This is a genomic window from Pseudomonas sp. BJa3 (assembly GCF_026343815.1).
Taxonomy (GTDB): Bacteria; Pseudomonadota; Gammaproteobacteria; order Pseudomonadales; family Pseudomonadaceae; genus Aquipseudomonas; species Aquipseudomonas soli.
In genome coordinates this window covers 1-248 of record NZ_JAOXMC010000416.1, presented here as the reverse complement: position 1 = coordinate 248, position 248 = coordinate 1, and the positions used below count along the sequence as shown (strand labels likewise).

The 248-nt window shown below is 63.7% G+C and carries 1 protein-coding gene; it reads left to right on the top strand.

Features of this window, described 5'->3' with window-relative positions:
• Nucleotides 1–248, top strand: a 248-nt coding sequence (locus OH705_RS28245) for an AAA family ATPase (RefSeq protein ID WP_267303576.1), incomplete at both ends; no start/stop codon positions are given.

Here is a 248-nt window from a genome sequence, read left to right as displayed (position 1 = left end):
CGCTCGGCGAAGCGTTGAAGCTCGATTTCCGCCGTGTGCAGTTCACGCCCGACCTGATGCCAAGCGACATATTGGGCACCGACCTGCTGGAGGAGGATCACGGCACCGGCCATCGCAGCTTCCGCTTTCAGCAGGGGCCGGTGTTCACCAACCTGCTGCTTGCCGACGAACTGAACCGCACCCCGCCCAAGACGCAGGCTGCGCTGCTGGAAGCGATGCAGGAAAAGACGGTCAGCTATGGCGGCACG